We start from the raw sequence: 16,354 nt of genomic DNA, 5'->3' as shown, positions 1-16,354 counted from the left end.
GTGACGGCGCATGCCTGGGTCTAACGCGCCCGCTCAGCCTCCCACCTTGCGGTCGCGGTTGGCCAGGGTGCGCAGCCGCAGGGCGTTCAGCTTGATGAAGCCGGCGGCGTCGCGGTGGTCATAGGCCACCGCGCCCTCCTCGAAGGTCACGAGGTCCTGGTTGTAGAGCGAATAGGGCGAGGAGCGCCCGACCACCTCGACATTGCCCTTGTAGAGCTTGATCCGCACCTCGCCGGTGACGAATTCCTGGCTCTTGTCGATCAGCGCCTGCAGCATCTCGCGCTCGGGCGAGAACCAGAAGCCGTAATAGATCAGCTCCGCATAGCGGGGCATGATGTCGTCCTTCAGATGCGCCGCGCCGCGGTCGAGCGTGATGCTCTCGATGCCGCGATGCGCCTGCAAAAGGATCGTGCCGCCGGGCGTCTCGTAGACGCCGCGCGACTTCATGCCGACGAAGCGGTTCTCGACGAGGTCGAGCCGGCCGATGCCGTTGGCCTTGCCGAGTTCGTTCAGCCGGGTCAGCAGCGTGGCGGGCGAGAGCGCCTCGCCGTCGATCGACACCGCGTCGCCCTTCTCGAAGCCGACGGTGATATAAGTCGCCTTGTCGGGCGCCGCCTCGGGCGAGATGGTGCGCTGGTAGACATATTCCGGCGCCTCGTCGGCCGGGTCTTCCAGCACCTTGCCCTCGGAGGAGGAGTGCAGCAGGTTGGCGTCGACCGAGAACGGCGCCTCGCCCCTCTTGTCCTTGGCGATCGGAATCTGGTGGGTCTCGGCGAATTCCAGCAGGCGGGTGCGCGAGGTCAGGTCCCATTCGCGCCACGGCGCGATCACCTTGATCTCCGGCTCCAGCGCGTAATAGCTCAGTTCGAAGCGCACCTGGTCATTACCCTTGCCGGTAGCGCCATGGGCCACCGCGTCGGCGCCGACCTTGCGGGCAATCTCGATCTGCTTCTTGGAGATCAGCGGCCGGGCGATGGAGGTGCCGAGAAGATACAGCCCCTCGTAAAGCGCGTTGGCGCGGAACATCGGGAACACGTATTCGGAAACGAATTCCTCGCGCACGTCCTCGATGAAGATGTTCTCCGGCTTGATGCCGAGCAGCTCCGCCTTCTTGCGCGCCGGCTCCAGTTCCTCGCCCTGGCCGAGATCGGCGGTGAAGGTCACCACCTCGCAGCCATAGGTGGTCTGCAGCCATTTGAGGATCACCGAGGTGTCGAGACCGCCCGAATAGGCGAGCACCACCTTCTTCACATCGTTCGCCATGTCAGATTCCGAAAAAGGGTCACGTTCCGAGAGAGTCACGTTCCGCAGGAAAAGCCGGGCCCGTCAGGGCGCGCGGACTATAGGCATGGCGCGCGCCGGTGCAAGCCTTGCCTAGTCTCAAGGGGCCGGCGGCGGCGCCGGCTGGGAAGCGGGTTGGGCCTGCGGCAGCGGCGCCGGCAGCCGCTCGGCCCGCAACGGCTTCCAGAAACCGGCATTCCAGCCGGCGACCAGCCAGTAGGCGAGCCCGCCGGCGAGGCCGGCCGCGACGATGTAGAGATTGCCGTCGAACGGCACCGGCGCCTGCGCATAGGGCGCGAACACCGAGGCGGCCAGCCACGCCGACACCGCGCCATTGGCCACATGGAAGATCCAGGAGCGCACGGCGAAGGCCTCGGCGAACAGGACGCCGATCAGCGCCACCGCCCACATCGCCAGCACCACCATCATCAGCAGGTAGCTCGCCGCCGCCAGCGCGTCGAACAGCGCGATCGCCTCGACGTCGACATTGCCGGCGAGGAGGTCGCCGATACGCCAATAGCCGAACAACACCACAACGAAGGAGGCGATGAAGCCGCAGATCATGCCCAGCGGCACGATGACGAAGCGCAGCAGCAGGCGCAGCAGACTGTCCATCGTTCCCGCCTATTCCCCCGCCGCCATCGCCCGCAGCGCCAGCCTCTCGCGGGCGGAGAGCTTCTCCGTCTCGCTCTTGAGCTGGCCGCAGGCGGCGAGGATGTCGCGCCCGCGCGGCGTGCGCACCGGGCTGGAATAGCCGGCGCGAAAAACGATGTCGGAGAACCGCTCGATCGTCTCCCAGTCCGAGCACTCATATTTGGTGCCCGGCCAGGGGTTGAACGGAATGAGGTTGATCTTGGCCGGAATGCCGGCGAGCAGCTTCACCAGCGCCTTGGCGTCGGCGGGTGAATCGTTCACGCCCTTGAGCATCACATACTCGAAGGTGATGCGCTTGGCGTTGGAGGCCGGCGGGTAGGTGCGGCAGGCGTCCAGCAGCGCTTTCAGCGGGTACTTCTTGTTGATCGGCACCAATTCGTCGCGCAGTTCGTCGCGCACCGCATGCAGCGAGATGGCGAGCATCGGCCCGACCTCGCGGCCGAGCTTCTCGATCTCCGGCACCACGCCGGAGGTGGAGACGGTGATGCGCCGCTTGCCGATGCCGAGGCCCTCGCCATCGGCCAGCACCTCGATGGATTTCGCCACCGACTCATAGGCGTAGAGCGGCTCGCCCATGCCCATGAACACGATATTGGTCACCAGCCGGTCGCCCTCGGTGGGCAGGCCGGGACCGACGGCGCGGTCGCGGCCGGGATAGTCGCCGAGCCGGTCGCGCGCCACCATCACCTGCGCCACGATCTCGGCGGCGGTCAGGTTGCGCACCAGCCGCTGGGTGCCGGTGTGGCAGAACGAGCAATTGAGCGTGCAGCCGACCTGCGAGGAGACGCACAGCGTGCCGCGGTCGCTCTCGGGGATATAGACCATCTCGACATCGTGCGGCCTGTCACCGTCAATGTCGGGCGGCAGGCGCATCAGCCATTTGCGGGTGCCGTCATTCGACACCTGCTCGACCACCACCTCGGGCCGGTCGAGGGTGAAGGCATTGCCGAGCTTCTCGCGCAGCCCCTTGCCGACATTGGTCATCTCGTCGAAGGACAGCGCCCCGCGCAGATAGATCCAGTGCCAGAGCTGGGCGACGCGCATGCGGCTCTCGCGCTCGGAAACGCCGATCCGCGCCAGCGCCTGCGCCAGCCCGGCTCGGTCGAGCCCGGCAAGGGACGGCTTCGCGTCCGAGCCACGCGCCGCGACGCGCGCCGGCTCGGCGGCGGCGGGCCTCTCTACGGGAGCTTGCGCCCCGGCGGCGGTGGCCGCTGTGGTATCGATCAGGTTCATCGCTTTATCGAGGATATGGATTTGGCCGCCTCATAGCACAGCCCGGCGGGCATGGCGAATAGGCGGGGCGCCGGGCACCCATGCAGGGCCATGGAGATGCGGCACGGCCGGACACTTGCCGCCGGGATGTCGCCAAAGGCGTTTTCGCCGGGCCCCGCGAAGACTCTCCGGCGAAACCCGCTTCTACCTGCTGCCCATTCCCACCGTCACGCCCGGGATGCCCCCGGCGTCACTTCAGCGGCACCCAGATGTCGATGACAAGGTCGTCCGGCGAGGTGGTGCGCGGGTCGGAGCGGTATTCCTCGACATAGAGGTCCTGCGCCTCCAGGTCCTTGGCGTCGAGCAGGTTGGCGATCTGCTCGTAGGTCGGGTCCATCGCGTCATAGGGGCCGCGATGGGTGAAGCGCAGCGCCCGGCCGGCCGGCGAGGCGGCAAACGCGACGCCGTTCTGCGGCTTCTCCGTCGTCGCCCCCTCGAACGGCACCGCCGCCTCGAAGTCGAAGCCGAGATCGTCGGTCGAGGTGTAGATGATGAAAGAGGCGCCGCTGGCTTTCAGCTTCAGCCGCGCCATCTCGGCGTCGATCTGCTTCAGCGTGGCGACGATGGTCCTGAAGGCGTCGTCCCAGCCCGCATGCGCCTTCTTCATCAGCACCGGCACCGGCTGCATCACCGTCTCGTCGCCGAAGCCGTCCGGCCTCGTCAGCGGGTCCGGCGCCGGGGCGACGTTCCGGGTCTCGACCGCGCGCGGGTCGACCATCGGCGGGGCGACCATGTCGTCCTCGTCGAGCGGCCCGGCCGTATCGGGCGTGTCGGTGTCAGGCGTGTCGGTGTCAGGCGCCTGGGTGTCGGGCGCCGCGTCGGCCGCCGGGGTCGACGGATCGGCTGCCGGAGCCGGCGGCGCGGCGGCCGTGGAGCCCTCGACCGCCGGCGCCTCGCTGGCGCGAGTCTGGGCCAGAAGCGGCAGCGGCATGAACAGCAGCGCGCCCGCGAGCGCCCGCGCCACGAAAAGCCGGCACGGCCGGGCGCGGGCGGAGGACTTCACCATCATCATCGGTTCACCGGTAAAAGGCGCGACGCCGCACAGATCTGGCATTGCCGAGACATCTAGCATTCCGGCCGCCCGCCCGCGACGCCCGCGCGGGACACGGAACGGTGTTCGCACGGACCTGTCGCCGCGCCGCGACAGTTTCCTCTGCCGTAGCGGGATGTCGCCGCCGCGACAGCTCTCCCGTGCCCGATAAGTCTGGTCAATCCTCGGCGCTTCGCCATATAAGGGCCGCACCCTCTTCCGTATCCACCGGCGGCCTGCCCGCCGCATGCCGCGAAACCGGGTCCATGGCCGCGCTGGAAAACCGCCTTTTCGTCAAGATGAACGGCCTCGGCAACGAGATCGTCGTGCTCGACCTGCGCGCCGCGCCGCTCGCGGTGCCGCCGCAGGAGGCGCGCGCCCTCGCCCGGCCGGGCGTGCTGCCTTTCGACCAGATCATGGCGCTGTATCCGCCGCAGACCGAGGCCACCAGCGCCTTCGTGCGCATCATCAATGCCGACGGTTCGGAATCGGGCGCCTGCGGCAACGGCACGCGCTGCATCGCGCTCTACGAGGCCGGCCGCACCGGCGCCGCCCACATGGTGTTCGAGAGCGTCGCCGGTCCGCTCGACTGTACCGTGGCGGGCGACGGCATCACCGTCGACATGGGCGTGCCGCGCTTCGGCTGGCACGACATCCCGCTCGCCGGCCCGGTCGCCGACACCCGCGCCATCGAATTGCAGGCCGGCCCGGCGGAAGCGCCGGTGCTGCGCGCACCCGCCGTGGTCAATGTCGGCAACCCGCACGCCATCTTCTGGGTCGAGGATGTCGCGGCGGTCGATCTCGCCCGCCTCGGGCCGGAGCTGGAGCATCACCCGATCTTCCCCGAGCGGGCGAACATCTCCGTGGCGCAGGTCGTTTCCCCCGAGCATATCGTGCTGAAGGTGTGGGAGCGCGGCGTCGGCCTCACCCGCGCCTGCGGCTCGGCCGCCTGCGCCACCGCCGTCGCCGCCGCGCGCCTCGGCCTCACCGGCCGCCGCGTCACCGTCACCCTGCCGGGCGGCGATCTCGTCATCGACTGGCGCGAGAGCGACGACCACATGTTGATGACCGGCCCGGCCGAATTCGAGTTCGACGGCCGGCTCACCGCCGCCATGCTCGACGCCACCGCCGGCGCCGAGTGACCATGGGCCTCGACGTGGTAATCCCGGACGCGACGACGCCCGCCGCCCCTGTCGAGGTCGTCACCTTCGGCTGCCGGCTGAACGCGCTCGATTCCGCCACCGCCAAGGCGATGGCGGGCGCGGCGGGGCTGGAGAATGTCGTTGTCGTCAACACCTGCGCCGTCACCGCCGAGGCGGTGAAGCAGGCCCGCCAGGCCATCCGCCGGCTCAAGCGCGAGGCCCCCGCCCGCCGCATCATTGTCACCGGCTGCGCCGCGCAGACCGAGCCCGGCCGTTTCGCCGCGATGGACGAGGTCGACCGCGTGCTCGGCAATGCCGAGAAGACGGCGCCGGAAAGCTGGGCGGCGACCCGCGCCGCGCTCGACTTCGGCATCGGCGCCGACGCGAAGACCGTCGTCGGCGACATCATGGCGGTACGCGAAACGGCGGGGCACCTCATCGACGGACCGGCCGACACCATCGAGGGCCATACCCGCGCCTTCGTGCAGGTGCAGGATGGCTGCGACCACCGCTGCACCTTCTGCGTCATTCCCTATGGGCGCGGCAATTCCCGCTCCGTGCCGATGGGCGCCGTGGTGGCGCGGGTGCGCGAGCTGGTGGCGGACGGTACGAGCGAAATCGTGCTGACCGGCGTCGATCTCACCTCCTACGGCGCCGATCTTCCCGGCGCGCCCCGCCTGGGCACGCTGGTGCGGGCGCTGCTGCGCCATGTGCCGGAACTGCCCCGGCTGCGGCTTTCCTCCATCGATTCCGTCGAGGTCGACGCCGAGCTGCTGCGCGCCCTCGCCGAGGAAGAACGGCTGATGCCGCATCTCCACCTCTCGCTGCAGGCCGGCGACGACCTCATCCTCAAGCGCATGAAGCGCCGGCACCTGCGCGCCGACGCCATCCGGTTCTGCGCCGACATCCGGCGCATGCGGCCCGACATGGTGATCGGCGCCGATCTCATCGCCGGCTTCCCGACCGAGACCGAGGCCCAGTTCCGCGCCTCGCTCGACCTCGTCGATGCCTGCGGGCTGACCCATCTGCACGTCTTCCCGTTCTCGCCGCGTCCCGGCACGCCGGCCGCCCGCATGCCGGCGGTGGCGCCGGCGACGGTGAAGGAGCGGGCGCGGCGCCTGCGCGAGAAGGGTGCGCATGCGCTGCTGCGCCATCTCGCCGGCGAGATCGGCGCCCGGCGCGAGGTGCTGGCGGAGCGCGGCGGCCTCGCCCGCACAAGGAGTTTCACCCCGGTGCGCCTGCCCACCCGCCTGCCGCCCGGCACGCTCACCCATATCCGCATCGCCGGCCATGACGGCGTTCGGCTGATCGCGGCATGAACGACATGAACGACGACACCGCCGCCGCCCGCCCCGGCTTCTGGAAGCGCCTGACGCAGGGGCTCACCCGCACCGCCTCGGGCCTCTCCACCGGCATCACCGACCTGTTCACCAAGCGCAGGCTCGACGCCGACACGCTGGAGGACCTCGAGGACGTGCTGATCCGCGCCGATCTCGGCGTCGAGACCTCGGCGCGCATTGCCGCCGCAGTCGGCAAGGGCCGCTACGACAAGACCATCGAGCCGGACGAGGTGCGCTCGCTCGTCGCCGCCGAGGTCGAGGCGGTGCTCAAGCCGGTCGCCGTGCCGCTGGTCTTCGCCTCGGACAGCAAGCCTTTCGTGCTGCTGATGGTCGGCGTCAACGGCTCGGGCAAGACCACCACCATCGGCAAGCTCGCCTCCACCCTGAAGGCGCAGGGTAAAAAGGTGGTGCTCGCCGCCGGCGACACCTTCCGCGCGGCGGCGATCGAGCAGCTCAAGGTCTGGGCCGATCGCACCGGCGCCACCGTCGTCTCCCGCGCGCCGGGCGCCGACGCCGCCGGCGTTGCCTTTGACGGCCTGCAGCAGGCGCGGGCCGAGGGCGCCGACGTGCTGATCATCGACACCGCCGGCCGGCTGCAGAACCGCACCGAACTGATGGCGGAACTGGAGAAGATCGTTCGCGTCATCAAGAAGCAGGACGCCTCCGCCCCGCACGCGGTGGTGCTGACGCTCGACGCCACGGTGGGGCAGAACGCGCTGCAGCAGGTGGAGGTGTTCACGCGCGTGGCCGGCGTCACCGGCCTCGTCATGACCAAGCTCGACGGCACCGCGCGCGGCGGTATCCTCGTCGCCATCGCCGCCAAACATGGCCTGCCCGTGCACCTCATCGGCGTCGGCGAGGGCATTGACGACCTGCAACCCTTCGAGGCGCGCGACTTCGCCCGCGCCATCGTCGGACTGGAGAACTGACCATGAGCGATTCGCCGTCCGAGGCGCCCCCCGCCACGCGCCTGCGCACCATGCACCCGCTGCTCAAATTCGCGCTGGAGCTGGGCCCGCTCGTCGTCTTCTTCGTCGCCAACGGCCGCGGCGGCATCTATGTCGCCACCGGCGCCTTCATGGTCGCCACCTTCGCCGCGCTGGCGGTGATGTGGATCATCGCCCGCAAGATCGCGGTCATGCCGCTGGTGTCGGCCGGCGTGGTGCTGGTGTTCGGCACCCTCACTCTGGTGCTGCAGGACGACCATTTCATCAAGATGAAGCCGACCCTGGTCAACGCGCTGTTCGGCGGCGCGCTGCTCGGCGGGCTCTGGCTGCGCAAGCCGCTGCTGCCCTATGTGCTGGGCGACGTGTTCGTGCTGACGGATCGGGGCTGGCGCGAACTGACCATACGCTGGGGCGTGTTCTTCCTGGTCATGGCGGTGCTGAACGAGATCGTCTGGCGCAATGTCTCCACCGACACCTGGGTGGCGTTCAAGACCTTCGGCTATCTGCCGCTGACGCTGGTCTTCGCCATGGCGCAGATGCCGCTGATGACCCGCCACGCCCCGCCCGGGAGCAAGAGCGAGGGTTGAGGCCGGGGCGCCACCGCGCCCGGGCGGCGGCTCAGGGGCGGCGCAGCGTGCGGGCAATCTCCTCGAAGGCGGCGGTCACGTTGTCCTTGAGAAACGCATTGCCGTGCACCGAAAGATGATCCTGGTCGGAGTAGAAGGCACCGTTTCGGTCGCCCCAGACATAGCGGCCGTCGCGTTCGAACTGATCGTCGAAGGACAGCACCCAGACCTTGTCACCGCGCAGCTTTTCCAGCTCGCCCCTGGTGAAGGCGAGGCGCGCCTTGGCGTTCTCGACGGTGGTGGAGGTTTCCCATATGGCCTGTTCAAACGCCTCGTCATCGAGCCCGCCGCGCAGGCCGAGCAGCGCGGCCTGTTCCAGCACCTTTTGTGGCAGGACCTTTTGCTCCGGAATCTGGTCCACCAGCACGACCGTGACGCCGAGTTCGAGATATTGCCGGACTGTCTCGGGCAGCTTCTCGGCGAAGGCCTCATGGGCATCCGCCTGCGAAGGGTAGCGCGTGGCTCCCTCGCGCGAGATCAGCACCTTGTTCTTCAGGCCAACCGGGTAGAACGACCAGCGCGACACGAGCACCACAATGTCGAACATGCCCTCCTTTGCCGCCTGAAGTTCGCGTCGGGCGAGTTCCTCGCACAAGCCGAGCTCGTACAAGCCGCCATGCACCGACACTCCGATGATGGGCGGGCAACTCGCCGCCCCCATCCAGTAGACGGTGTTGTGCTCGCCCACGCCGGCGAAGGCGGGTAGAAGCGCGTGGGAATGGCTGTCGCCGACGATGAGGATGCGGCGCTGGGGATTCGTCGGCTGATAGATCGGGCAGAGTGCCCCGACCCCCTCGGGCACGCCGCTGCGATCACAACCCTTGTCGGCCATGGGCCGACCGGCCGAGGCGATCAGCTTTTCTTCCCGGCTGCCCTTCTCGATGCTGGCGAGGCGGCTCGGGATTCCCTTGGACACATTGGCATAGGTACCAACCGACGCCAGGAGCACGCCCGCCGCCGTGCTCGCCACGAACACCGCGCGCCGTGTCGGCAACAGCGCCGGCTTGCGCCGCCGGAACGGCTGCTCGACGAATCGCCAGCTCACATAGGCCAGGCCCACCGACAACGCGGCCAGCGCCATCATCAGTTCCGGCTCGGGCTCGGCCAGCGAGCGGATGCGGGCGAAGGCGAACAGCGGCTGGTGCCACAGATAGGCGCTGTAGCTGATCAGCCCGATGCCCACCAGCGCCCGTGCCGACAGCAGCCGCGCGACATAGGTCCCCTTATGCGCGAACATCACGATGAGCGCCGTCCCCACCACCGGCAGCAGCGCGTAGAAGCTCGGGAAGGGCGTGTTCTCGTCGAAGGCGAAGATCGCCAGCACGATCATCGCCAGCCCCAGCGCGCTCAGCAGGTTATTGGGGCGCGGCGCATGGCGGGTCGCCAGGAAACCGCAGATCGACCCGGCCAGAATCTCCCAGATGCGGAATTGCGGCAGGAAGAAATTGGCACGCGGCGCATAGCGCCAGCCCCATTCGGTGGCCAGCAGGCTCAGTACCGCGGTCGCCACCACCAGCCAGAACACGGTGCGCCGGCCGAACCGCCACAGCACGGCCAGGCTCAGCGGTGCGAACAGGTAATACTGCTCCTCAACCGCCAGGCTCCAGGTGTGCAGCAGCGGCTTCAGCTCGGCGGCAGGAGCGAAGTAACCACCGGCTTCGTTCCAGAACAGGAAATTGGAGACGAAGAACACCACCGCCGTGACGCTCTGCCCGAAGTCGCGCAGCTGGGTGGGGATCATCCACATCCAGGCGAAGGGCATGCACGCCACCACCACCACGAACAGCGCCGGCACTATGCGCCGCGCCCGCCGCTCGTAGAACCGCACGATGGAGAACGTGCCGTCCTCGATCTCGGCCAGCAGGATCATCGTGATCAGGTAGCCGCTGATCACGAAGAACACGTCGACCCCGACATAGCCGCCGGAGAACACCCCGAATCCGGCGTGAAACAGGATCACGGGAATAACGGCGACGGCCCGCAATCCGTCGATCTCGCTACGGTACTTCATGCGCCCCCAGAACAGGCAAAACACGGCACGGACAACGCCCCGGGGCGAGCGATACCCCAGCCCCCGCGCAGCGTCGAGAACCGGACGGCCACACTTCCGTGCTATTCTGGAACCCCCGGCCGGCGCCCCGGCCGCCGCCGGAACACCCTGGGGTGCGGCTCTAGAGCACGTTCCGATCTGATGGCATCGCAATCGGATCGGTAAAACGTTCTCTATCGATAATTCAGAGCCTGATCCGATCAGGTTGATTCAACCTGATCGGATCAGGCTCTAGCCGGGCGCGCCGGTGCCGGCGCCAGTGTCTGCGGGGGTGCCGGCGGCCGGCGACGGCGTCTTCAGCGTTTCGAGAAAGGCCTCCACTGCGGGCAGCATGCGCGCGACGATGACCTCGACGCCGGCGGCGGTGGGGTGGATGCCGTCCTTCTGGTTCAGCGCCGTCTCGCCCGCCACGCCGTCGAGGAAGAACGGGTAGAGTTCCACATCATACTGCGCGGCGAGCCGCTCATAGATCGGGTCGAAGCGCGCCCGATAGGCGGCGCCGAAATTGGGCGGCGCCTGCATGCCGGCCATCAGCACGGGAATGCCGCGCGCCTTCAGCCGCGCCAGAATGGCGCCGAGCGAACGTTCGGGAATTGCCGGATCGAGCCCGCGCAGCGCGTCATTGGCGCCGAGTTCGAGGATGACGCCGTCGGTGCCCTCGGGCACCGACCAGTCGAGCCGGGCGAGGCCGGCGCTGGTGGTGTCGCCGGAGACGCCGGCATTCTCGATCACAACCTCGTGTCCCTTGGCCCGCAGCGCGGCTTCGAGGCGGGTCGGAAACGACTGGCTGGCCGGCAGGCCGAATCCGGCGGTCAGGCTGTCGCCCAACGCCACGATGCGCAGCGGTTCGGCCGCCGCCGGCGTGAGGGCGCCGGCCACGCCGGTGAAGAGGGCCAGGGCGCTGAAGGCGATGAGCCGATGGAGAAATCGTGACAAGGGTCTACCCTTTCGGAAGCGGTGCAGCGCAGCATATGGTGCGCCAGATCCCGGCTGCAAAATGGCGAGGCCGTTCCCGCACCGGACCAGACGCGAAAAGGGCACCATGCCTTCTGCCACCACCCCTTCTGCCACCCTGCCTTCAGTCGACGCGCCTTTCGTCAATTCAGCCTCGGACACGATGCCGTCAGACAAGAACACCGCACCCGCCATCCGCCTCGACGGCGTCGACCTCTCGCTCGGCAACGGCGCGGCCCGCGTGCACATTCTCAAGAACGTGTCGCTCGCCATCTCCCAGGGCGAGGCGGTGGGCCTGGTCGGGCCCTCCGGTTCGGGCAAGTCGAGCCTGCTGATGGTGCTGGCCGGGCTAGAGCGCGCCGATGCCGGCCGGGTCGAGGTGGCGGGGCAGCAGCTGACCGGGCTCGACGAGGACGCCCTCGCCCGCTTTCGCGGCCGCCATGTCGGCATCGTGTTCCAGGCCTTCCACCTCATCCCGACCATGACGGCGGTGGAGAATGTCGCCGTGCCGCTGGAACTCGCCGGCCGGGCCGATGCTTTCGAGCGCGCCGCCGCCGAGCTGACCGCGGTCGGCCTCGGCCAGCGTCTCGACCATTACCCGTCCCAGCTCTCCGGCGGCGAGCAGCAGCGCGTCGCCGTCGCCCGCGCGCTGGCGCCCGAGCCGCGCATCCTGGTCGCCGACGAGCCGACCGGCAATCTCGACGAGGCGACCGGCAAGCAGATCATGGACCTGCTGTTCGAGGCACAGGCGCGGCGCGGCGCCACGCTGGTCATCGTCACCCATGACGCGACGCTGGCCCGCCGCTGCGACCGCACCGTGCGGCTGCGCTCCGGCGTGGTGGAGCCCGAGGAAGCGCCGGCCGGGGCGGACGCATGAACAGCGAACAGGTCTCGGCCGCGGCCGCCGGTGCCGGCCGCGCGTCGCCGCTGCGCCGCCCGAACCGCCGCACCCTGCCGCTGCGCTTCGCCCTGCGCGAACTGCGCGGCGGCCTGCGCGGCTTCGCCGTCTTCCTCGCCTGCCTGGCGCTCGGCGTCGCCGCCATCGCCGGCGTCGGCGCGTTTTCGCGCGCGCTGACCGACGGGCTGGCGCGCGAGGGCACCACCCTGCTCGGCGGCGATGCCGCCTTCACCCTGGTGCAGCGCGAGGCCAGCCCGGAGGAATATGCCCTCATCGCCGCAGGCGGGAAGGTTTCCACCATCGCCACACTGCGCGCCATGGCCCGCGCCGGCACGGGCGACGCGCTCGACGCCACCCTGGCCGAGGTGAAGGCGGTGGACGGCGCCTACCCGATGGTCGGCGCGCTCGACCTCGTGCCGGCGCAAAGCCTCGCCGCCGCCCTCGCCCCCGGGGACGGCGCCTATGGCGCGTTGGCCGACCCCTCGCTCGCCGACCGGCTGCAGATCAAGACCGGCGATCGCTTCCAGCTCGGCGAGGCGACGCTGGTCCTCAAGGGCACGATCGAGCGCGAGCCGGACCTGCTCTCCACCGGCATCGGCTTCGGCCCGCGGCTGATGGTGTCGCTCGACGCGCTGCGGGCGACCCAGTTGCTCCAGCCCGGCAGCCTGGTGCGCTGGCACTACCGGGTGAAGATGGACCGCCCGGCCGAACTCGCCCAGTTTGTCGAACGGGTGCAGCACGGCGCGCCGGAAGCCGGCTTCGAGGCCCGCACCCGCGACGCCGCCGCCCCGCGGCTGGAGAACAACGTCCGCCGCTTCACCGAATACCTCACTCTGGTCGGCCTCACCGCCCTTCTGGTCGGCGGGGTGGGCGTCGCCAACGCGGTGAAGAGCCATCTCGACGCCAAGCGCGGCGTCATCGCCACCTTCAAGAGCCTCGGCGCGCCGGGGCTGACGGTGTTCGGCATCTATCTCGCCGAGGTCGGGCTGATCGCGCTGGTCGGCATCGGCATCGGCATCGCGGTCGGCTCCGCCCTGCCCTTCCTCGCCAATGCCGCCTTCGGCCATCTACTGCCCATTCCCATCGAGCCGAGCCTGCAGCCCGGCGCCATCGCGCTGGCGCTGGCCTATGGCGCGCTGATCGCCCTCGCCTTCGCGCTGTGGCCGCTGGGCCTCGCCCATGACGTGCCGGTGTCGGCGCTGTTCCGCGAGCATGTGGAGGGCGCGCGGCGCCGGCCGCGCCTCGTCTACATCGCGCTGACCGCGCTGGCGGTGCTCGCGCTGGCCGGCCTCGCCGTCTATGCGTCGGAACAGCGCCATGTCGCGATGATCTATCTCGCCGCGGCGGCCAGCGTGCTCATTGTGCTGCGCCTGGTCGGCGCCGGCATCATGGCCATTGCCCGCCGCCTGCCGCGCCCGCGCTCCACCGCGCTGCGCCTGGCGCTCGCCAACATCCACCGCCCGGCGGCACTGACCCCGACCATCGTGCTCTCGCTCGGCCTCGGGCTGACGCTCTTGGTGACGCTGGCGCTGATCGACCGCAGCCTGACGCGCGAGCTCACCTCGCGCCTGCCGACCGAGGCGCCGAGCTTCTTCTTCCTCGACATCCAGAGCAACGAGACCGAGGCCTTCACCCGCTTCCTCCGGGAGAAGGCGCCGCAGGGCGAGGTCGAGACCGTGCCGATGCTGCGCGGGCGCATTCTCACCCTTGGCGGGCGGCCGGTGGAAAGCCTCGATCCGCCGCCGGAATTCGCCTGGGTGCTGTCCTCCGACCGCGGCGTCACCTATGCGCGGGAACTGCCGGAGGGCTCCGTCCTCGCCGCCGGCGAATGGTGGCCGGCCGATTATGCCGGCCCGCCGCTGGTCTCGTTCGAGCGCGAGATCGCCGACGCTTTCGGCCTGAAGATCGGCGACGAGGTGACGGTCAACGTGCTCGGCCGCTCGATCACCGCCACCATCGCCAATCTGCGCGACGTGGAATGGGAGCGGCTCGCCATCAATTTCGTCATGGTGTTCTCGCCCAACACCTTCGCCGGCGCGCCGCACACCTCGCTGGCGACGCTGACCCTGCCGGAAGGCGGCGATGTGGCGCGCGAGCGCAGCCTCGGCCGCGCGGTGGCGACCGAATTTCCGGCCATCACCGCCGTGCGGGTGAAGGAGGCGCTGACCCAGATCGGCGAGATCGTCGGCAACCTGCTCGTCGCCATACGCGGCGCCAGCCTCGTCGCGCTGCTGTCCAGCGTGCTGGTGCTCGCCGGGGCGCTGGCGGCGGGCCAGCACCACCGGGTCTACGACGCGGTGATCCTGAAGACGCTCGGCGCCACGCGGGCGCGGCTCATTGCCGCCTATGCGCTGGAATATGCCGCGCTCGGCCTCGTCACCGCCGTGGTGGCGGTTGGGGCCGGCGCGGCGGCGGCCTATGTGGTGGTGGTCTATGTGATGAAGCTCGCCTTCGCCTGGTCCACCGGCGCGGCGCTGGGCGCGGTGGCGGTGGCGCTGGTGCTCACGGTCGGCTTCGGCCTCGTCGGCACCTGGCGGGCGCTGGGGCAGAAGCCGGCGCGCATCCTGCGCAATCTGTGAACCTCCGCGCCCCGCCCGGCGGGCGGGGCGGAGCCAAAACGGACTGCCGCAGCGTCATTCCTGTCGCAAACTTCACTTGCGGCAGGCGGGCACCGCCCTCATATTCACACTGACTTCCCACGCCGCCCGGCATGTCGCCGGTGGCGGGGTGGGCTACGGGGTTTTCGGGAGAGGATTCGACCATGTCCGATTTTAACCGCAACGTCTCCGTGCCGCGCTTCGGGGCGGCGGCGGGCCGGACGCAGGCGGACATCGACCAGGGCCTGCGCGCCTATATGCTGCGCGTCTACAACTACATGACGCTGGGCCTCGCCATCACTGGCGCGGCGGCGCTGGGCATCTACATGCTCTCCGTCTCCAGCACGCCGACCGAATACCAGTTCGCCGGCATCTACCTCACGCAGTTCGGCGCGACGCTGTTCGGCAGCCCGCTGCGCTGGGTGGTGATGTTCGCCCCGCTGGCCGCCGTGCTGTTCCTCAGCTTCCGGGTCGACCGGCTGAGCGTCGGCGCCGCGCAGAGCATCTTCTGGGTCTATGCCGCGCTCGTCGGCGTGTCGCTGGCCAGCATCTTCCTGGTCTACACGCATGAGAGCATCGTGCGGGTGTTCTTCATCACCGCGGCGGCGTTCGGCGGCCTCAGCCTCTACGGCTACACCACCTCGCGCAGCCTGTCGGGCCTCGGCTCGTTCCTGATCATGGGCCTGATCGGCATCCTGGTCGCGATGGTGGTGAACATCTTCCTCGCCTCGACGATGCTGCAGTTCATCATCTCGGTGGTGGGCGTGCTGGTGTTCGCGGGCCTCACCGCCTACGACACCCAGCGCATCAAGGAGATGTACTTCGCCGGCGACGACGACGTGGTCGCCGGTCGCAAGGCGATCATGGGCGCGCTGACGCTGTATCTCGACTTCATCAACATGTTCCTGATGCTGCTCCAGCTGTTCGGCAACCGCAACAACTGAGCCGCTCCAGAGCGCTGCTGATACGAGAAGCCCCGGCCCTGCGCCGGGGCTTTTTTGTGCCCCCTGACGGAGCCGGTGGCCTTCGCCGACACCCTGCCGTTGCGGAAGTCCGGCAAAATCCTCATCCTGCCCACCGGCAGCATGAGGAGGAAACCATGAGCTATATCGACGGATTCATCATCGCCGTGCCCACCGCCAACAAGGAAGCCTACCGCGCGGTGGCCGAGAAGGCGGCAGCGATCTTCTTCGACCATGGCGCGTTGCGCCTCACCGAGAACTGGGGCGACGACGTGCCCGACGGCAAGGTCACCGATTTCCGCATGGCGGTGAAGGCGACGCCGGAGGAGACGGTGGTGTTCTCCTGGATCGAATGGCCCTCGCGCGAGGCCCGCGACGCCGGCATGAAGGCGTTCATGGAGGATCCGCGCCTGAAGGAGACGACCGAGATGCCTTTCGACGGCCAGCGCATGATCTTCGGTGGCTTCGCCCCGCTGCTCGACGTGACCCGCGGCTGAGCCGCGTCCGCCCGCCGCCTCACAACCGATGTGACGCCCGAGCGATTGTCCGCGCCCCGGCCGGGCGCTACATAGCGCTGGCCGGCGCCGGCCAGGAGGGTCCG

14 protein-coding genes are annotated in these 16,354 nt (G+C 69.3%); 8 read left to right on the top strand and 6 right to left on the bottom strand.

Translation table 11 applies throughout. The features are described from left to right. Positions 1-33 precede the first annotated feature (33 nt). The 4 genes from KHC23_RS06755 to KHC23_RS06740 all read right to left on the bottom strand — a co-directional run bounded on the left by KHC23_RS06755 (position 34) and on the right by KHC23_RS06740 (position 4,219). Positions 34-1,263: an argininosuccinate synthase gene (locus KHC23_RS06755; protein ID WP_213370747.1), complete on the bottom strand. Its 1,230-nt coding sequence runs from the start codon at positions 1,261-1,263 to the stop codon at positions 34-36. A 117-nt stretch (positions 1,264-1,380) separates the two neighbouring features. Further along, on the bottom strand, positions 1,381-1,896 hold the full coding sequence (locus KHC23_RS06750; RefSeq protein WP_213370745.1) for a hypothetical protein: 516 nt from the start codon (positions 1,894-1,896) through the stop codon (positions 1,381-1,383). Between the two features lie 9 nt (positions 1,897-1,905). After that, complete coding sequence (gene rlmN / locus KHC23_RS06745) at positions 1,906-3,168, bottom strand: dual-specificity RNA methyltransferase RlmN (RefSeq protein WP_213370743.1); 1,263 nt, start codon at positions 3,166-3,168, stop codon at positions 1,906-1,908. Between the two features lie 229 nt (positions 3,169-3,397). Then, positions 3,398-4,219, bottom strand: coding sequence for a GyrI-like domain-containing protein (locus KHC23_RS06740; RefSeq protein ID WP_246544313.1), 822 nt, complete (start codon positions 4,217-4,219; stop codon positions 3,398-3,400). A gap of 284 nt (positions 4,220-4,503) precedes the next feature. On the opposite strand from KHC23_RS06740, the gene dapF reads away from it, so the two are divergent. From dapF to KHC23_RS06720, 4 genes are read left to right on the top strand one after another with little or no spacing between them, the layout of a single operon-like run. Then, complete coding sequence (dapF, locus tag KHC23_RS06735) at positions 4,504-5,379, top strand: diaminopimelate epimerase (protein ID WP_213370741.1); 876 nt, start codon at positions 4,504-4,506, stop codon at positions 5,377-5,379. 2 nt (positions 5,380-5,381) lie between these two features. After that, positions 5,382-6,698: a tRNA (N(6)-L-threonylcarbamoyladenosine(37)-C(2))-methylthiotransferase MtaB gene (gene mtaB, locus KHC23_RS06730; RefSeq protein WP_213370739.1), complete on the top strand. Its 1,317-nt coding sequence runs from the start codon at positions 5,382-5,384 to the stop codon at positions 6,696-6,698. Further along, a complete protein-coding gene (gene ftsY / locus KHC23_RS06725; protein WP_213370737.1) occupies positions 6,695-7,648 on the top strand; it encodes a signal recognition particle-docking protein FtsY in 954 nt (317 codons plus the stop codon). The genes mtaB and ftsY overlap by 4 nt, the downstream gene beginning before the upstream one ends. A gap of 2 nt (positions 7,649-7,650) precedes the next feature. Further along, positions 7,651-8,253, top strand: a complete 603-nt coding sequence (locus KHC23_RS06720) for a septation protein A (protein ID WP_213370735.1) — start codon at positions 7,651-7,653, stop codon at positions 8,251-8,253. Between the two features lie 31 nt (positions 8,254-8,284). Here the strand turns inward: KHC23_RS06720 and KHC23_RS06715 are convergent, their stop codons facing one another. Together KHC23_RS06715 and KHC23_RS06710 are read right to left on the bottom strand one after the other, a co-directional pair. After that, positions 8,285-10,303, bottom strand: coding sequence for an acyltransferase family protein (locus tag KHC23_RS06715; protein ID WP_213370733.1), 2,019 nt, complete (start codon positions 10,301-10,303; stop codon positions 8,285-8,287). Between the two features lie 270 nt (positions 10,304-10,573). Next, a complete protein-coding gene (locus tag KHC23_RS06710; RefSeq protein WP_373878522.1) occupies positions 10,574-11,305 on the bottom strand; it encodes an arylesterase in 732 nt (243 codons plus the stop codon). 154 nt (positions 11,306-11,459) lie between these two features. Between KHC23_RS06710 and KHC23_RS06705 the strand changes: the two genes are divergently transcribed. The 4 genes from KHC23_RS06705 (at position 11,460) to KHC23_RS06690 (ending at position 16,250) form a co-directional block, all read left to right on the top strand. Next, positions 11,460-12,173, top strand: a complete 714-nt coding sequence (locus KHC23_RS06705) for an ABC transporter ATP-binding protein (protein WP_213370729.1) — start codon at positions 11,460-11,462, stop codon at positions 12,171-12,173. Next, on the top strand, positions 12,170-14,773 hold the full coding sequence (locus KHC23_RS06700) for an ABC transporter permease (protein WP_213370727.1): 2,604 nt from the start codon (positions 12,170-12,172) through the stop codon (positions 14,771-14,773). Before KHC23_RS06705 ends, KHC23_RS06700 begins: the two co-directional genes overlap by 4 nt. Before the next feature lie 182 nt (positions 14,774-14,955). Beyond that, positions 14,956-15,735, top strand: a complete 780-nt coding sequence (locus KHC23_RS06695; RefSeq protein WP_213370725.1) for a Bax inhibitor-1/YccA family protein — start codon at positions 14,956-14,958, stop codon at positions 15,733-15,735. 155 nt (positions 15,736-15,890) lie between these two features. After that, complete coding sequence (locus tag KHC23_RS06690; protein ID WP_213370723.1) at positions 15,891-16,250, top strand: DUF1428 domain-containing protein; 360 nt, start codon at positions 15,891-15,893, stop codon at positions 16,248-16,250. Positions 16,251-16,354 lie beyond the last annotated feature (104 nt).

Source organism: Ancylobacter dichloromethanicus, assembly GCF_018390645.1.
Lineage (GTDB): Bacteria > Pseudomonadota > Alphaproteobacteria > Rhizobiales > Xanthobacteraceae > Ancylobacter > Ancylobacter dichloromethanicus.
This window is presented reverse-complemented; position numbering and strand designations above follow the sequence as displayed.

Excerpts from the sequence above, each read along its gene's own strand:
- KHC23_RS06755 (WP_213370747.1), bottom strand. The coding sequence starts at position 1,263 with ATGGCGAACGATGTGAAGAAGGTGGTGCTCGCCTATTCGGGCGGTCTC.
- KHC23_RS06750 (WP_213370745.1), bottom strand. The coding sequence starts at position 1,896 with ATGGACAGTCTGCTGCGCCTGCTGCTGCGCTTCGTCATCGTGCCGCTG.
- rlmN (WP_213370743.1), bottom strand. The coding sequence starts at position 3,168 with ATGAACCTGATCGATACCACAGCGGCCACCGCCGCCGGGGCGCAAGCT.
- KHC23_RS06740 (WP_246544313.1), bottom strand. The coding sequence starts at position 4,219 with ATGATGATGGTGAAGTCCTCCGCCCGCGCCCGGCCGTGCCGGCTTTTC.
- dapF (WP_213370741.1), top strand. The coding sequence starts at position 4,504 with ATGGCCGCGCTGGAAAACCGCCTTTTCGTCAAGATGAACGGCCTCGGC.
- mtaB (WP_213370739.1), top strand. The coding sequence starts at position 5,382 with ATGGGCCTCGACGTGGTAATCCCGGACGCGACGACGCCCGCCGCCCCT.
- ftsY (WP_213370737.1), top strand. The coding sequence starts at position 6,695 with ATGAACGACATGAACGACGACACCGCCGCCGCCCGCCCCGGCTTCTGG.
- KHC23_RS06720 (WP_213370735.1), top strand. The coding sequence starts at position 7,651 with ATGAGCGATTCGCCGTCCGAGGCGCCCCCCGCCACGCGCCTGCGCACC.
- KHC23_RS06715 (WP_213370733.1), bottom strand. The coding sequence starts at position 10,303 with ATGAAGTACCGTAGCGAGATCGACGGATTGCGGGCCGTCGCCGTTATT.
- KHC23_RS06705 (WP_213370729.1), top strand. The coding sequence starts at position 11,460 with ATGCCGTCAGACAAGAACACCGCACCCGCCATCCGCCTCGACGGCGTC.
- KHC23_RS06700 (WP_213370727.1), top strand. The coding sequence starts at position 12,170 with ATGAACAGCGAACAGGTCTCGGCCGCGGCCGCCGGTGCCGGCCGCGCG.
- KHC23_RS06695 (WP_213370725.1), top strand. The coding sequence starts at position 14,956 with ATGTCCGATTTTAACCGCAACGTCTCCGTGCCGCGCTTCGGGGCGGCG.
- KHC23_RS06690 (WP_213370723.1), top strand. The coding sequence starts at position 15,891 with ATGAGCTATATCGACGGATTCATCATCGCCGTGCCCACCGCCAACAAG.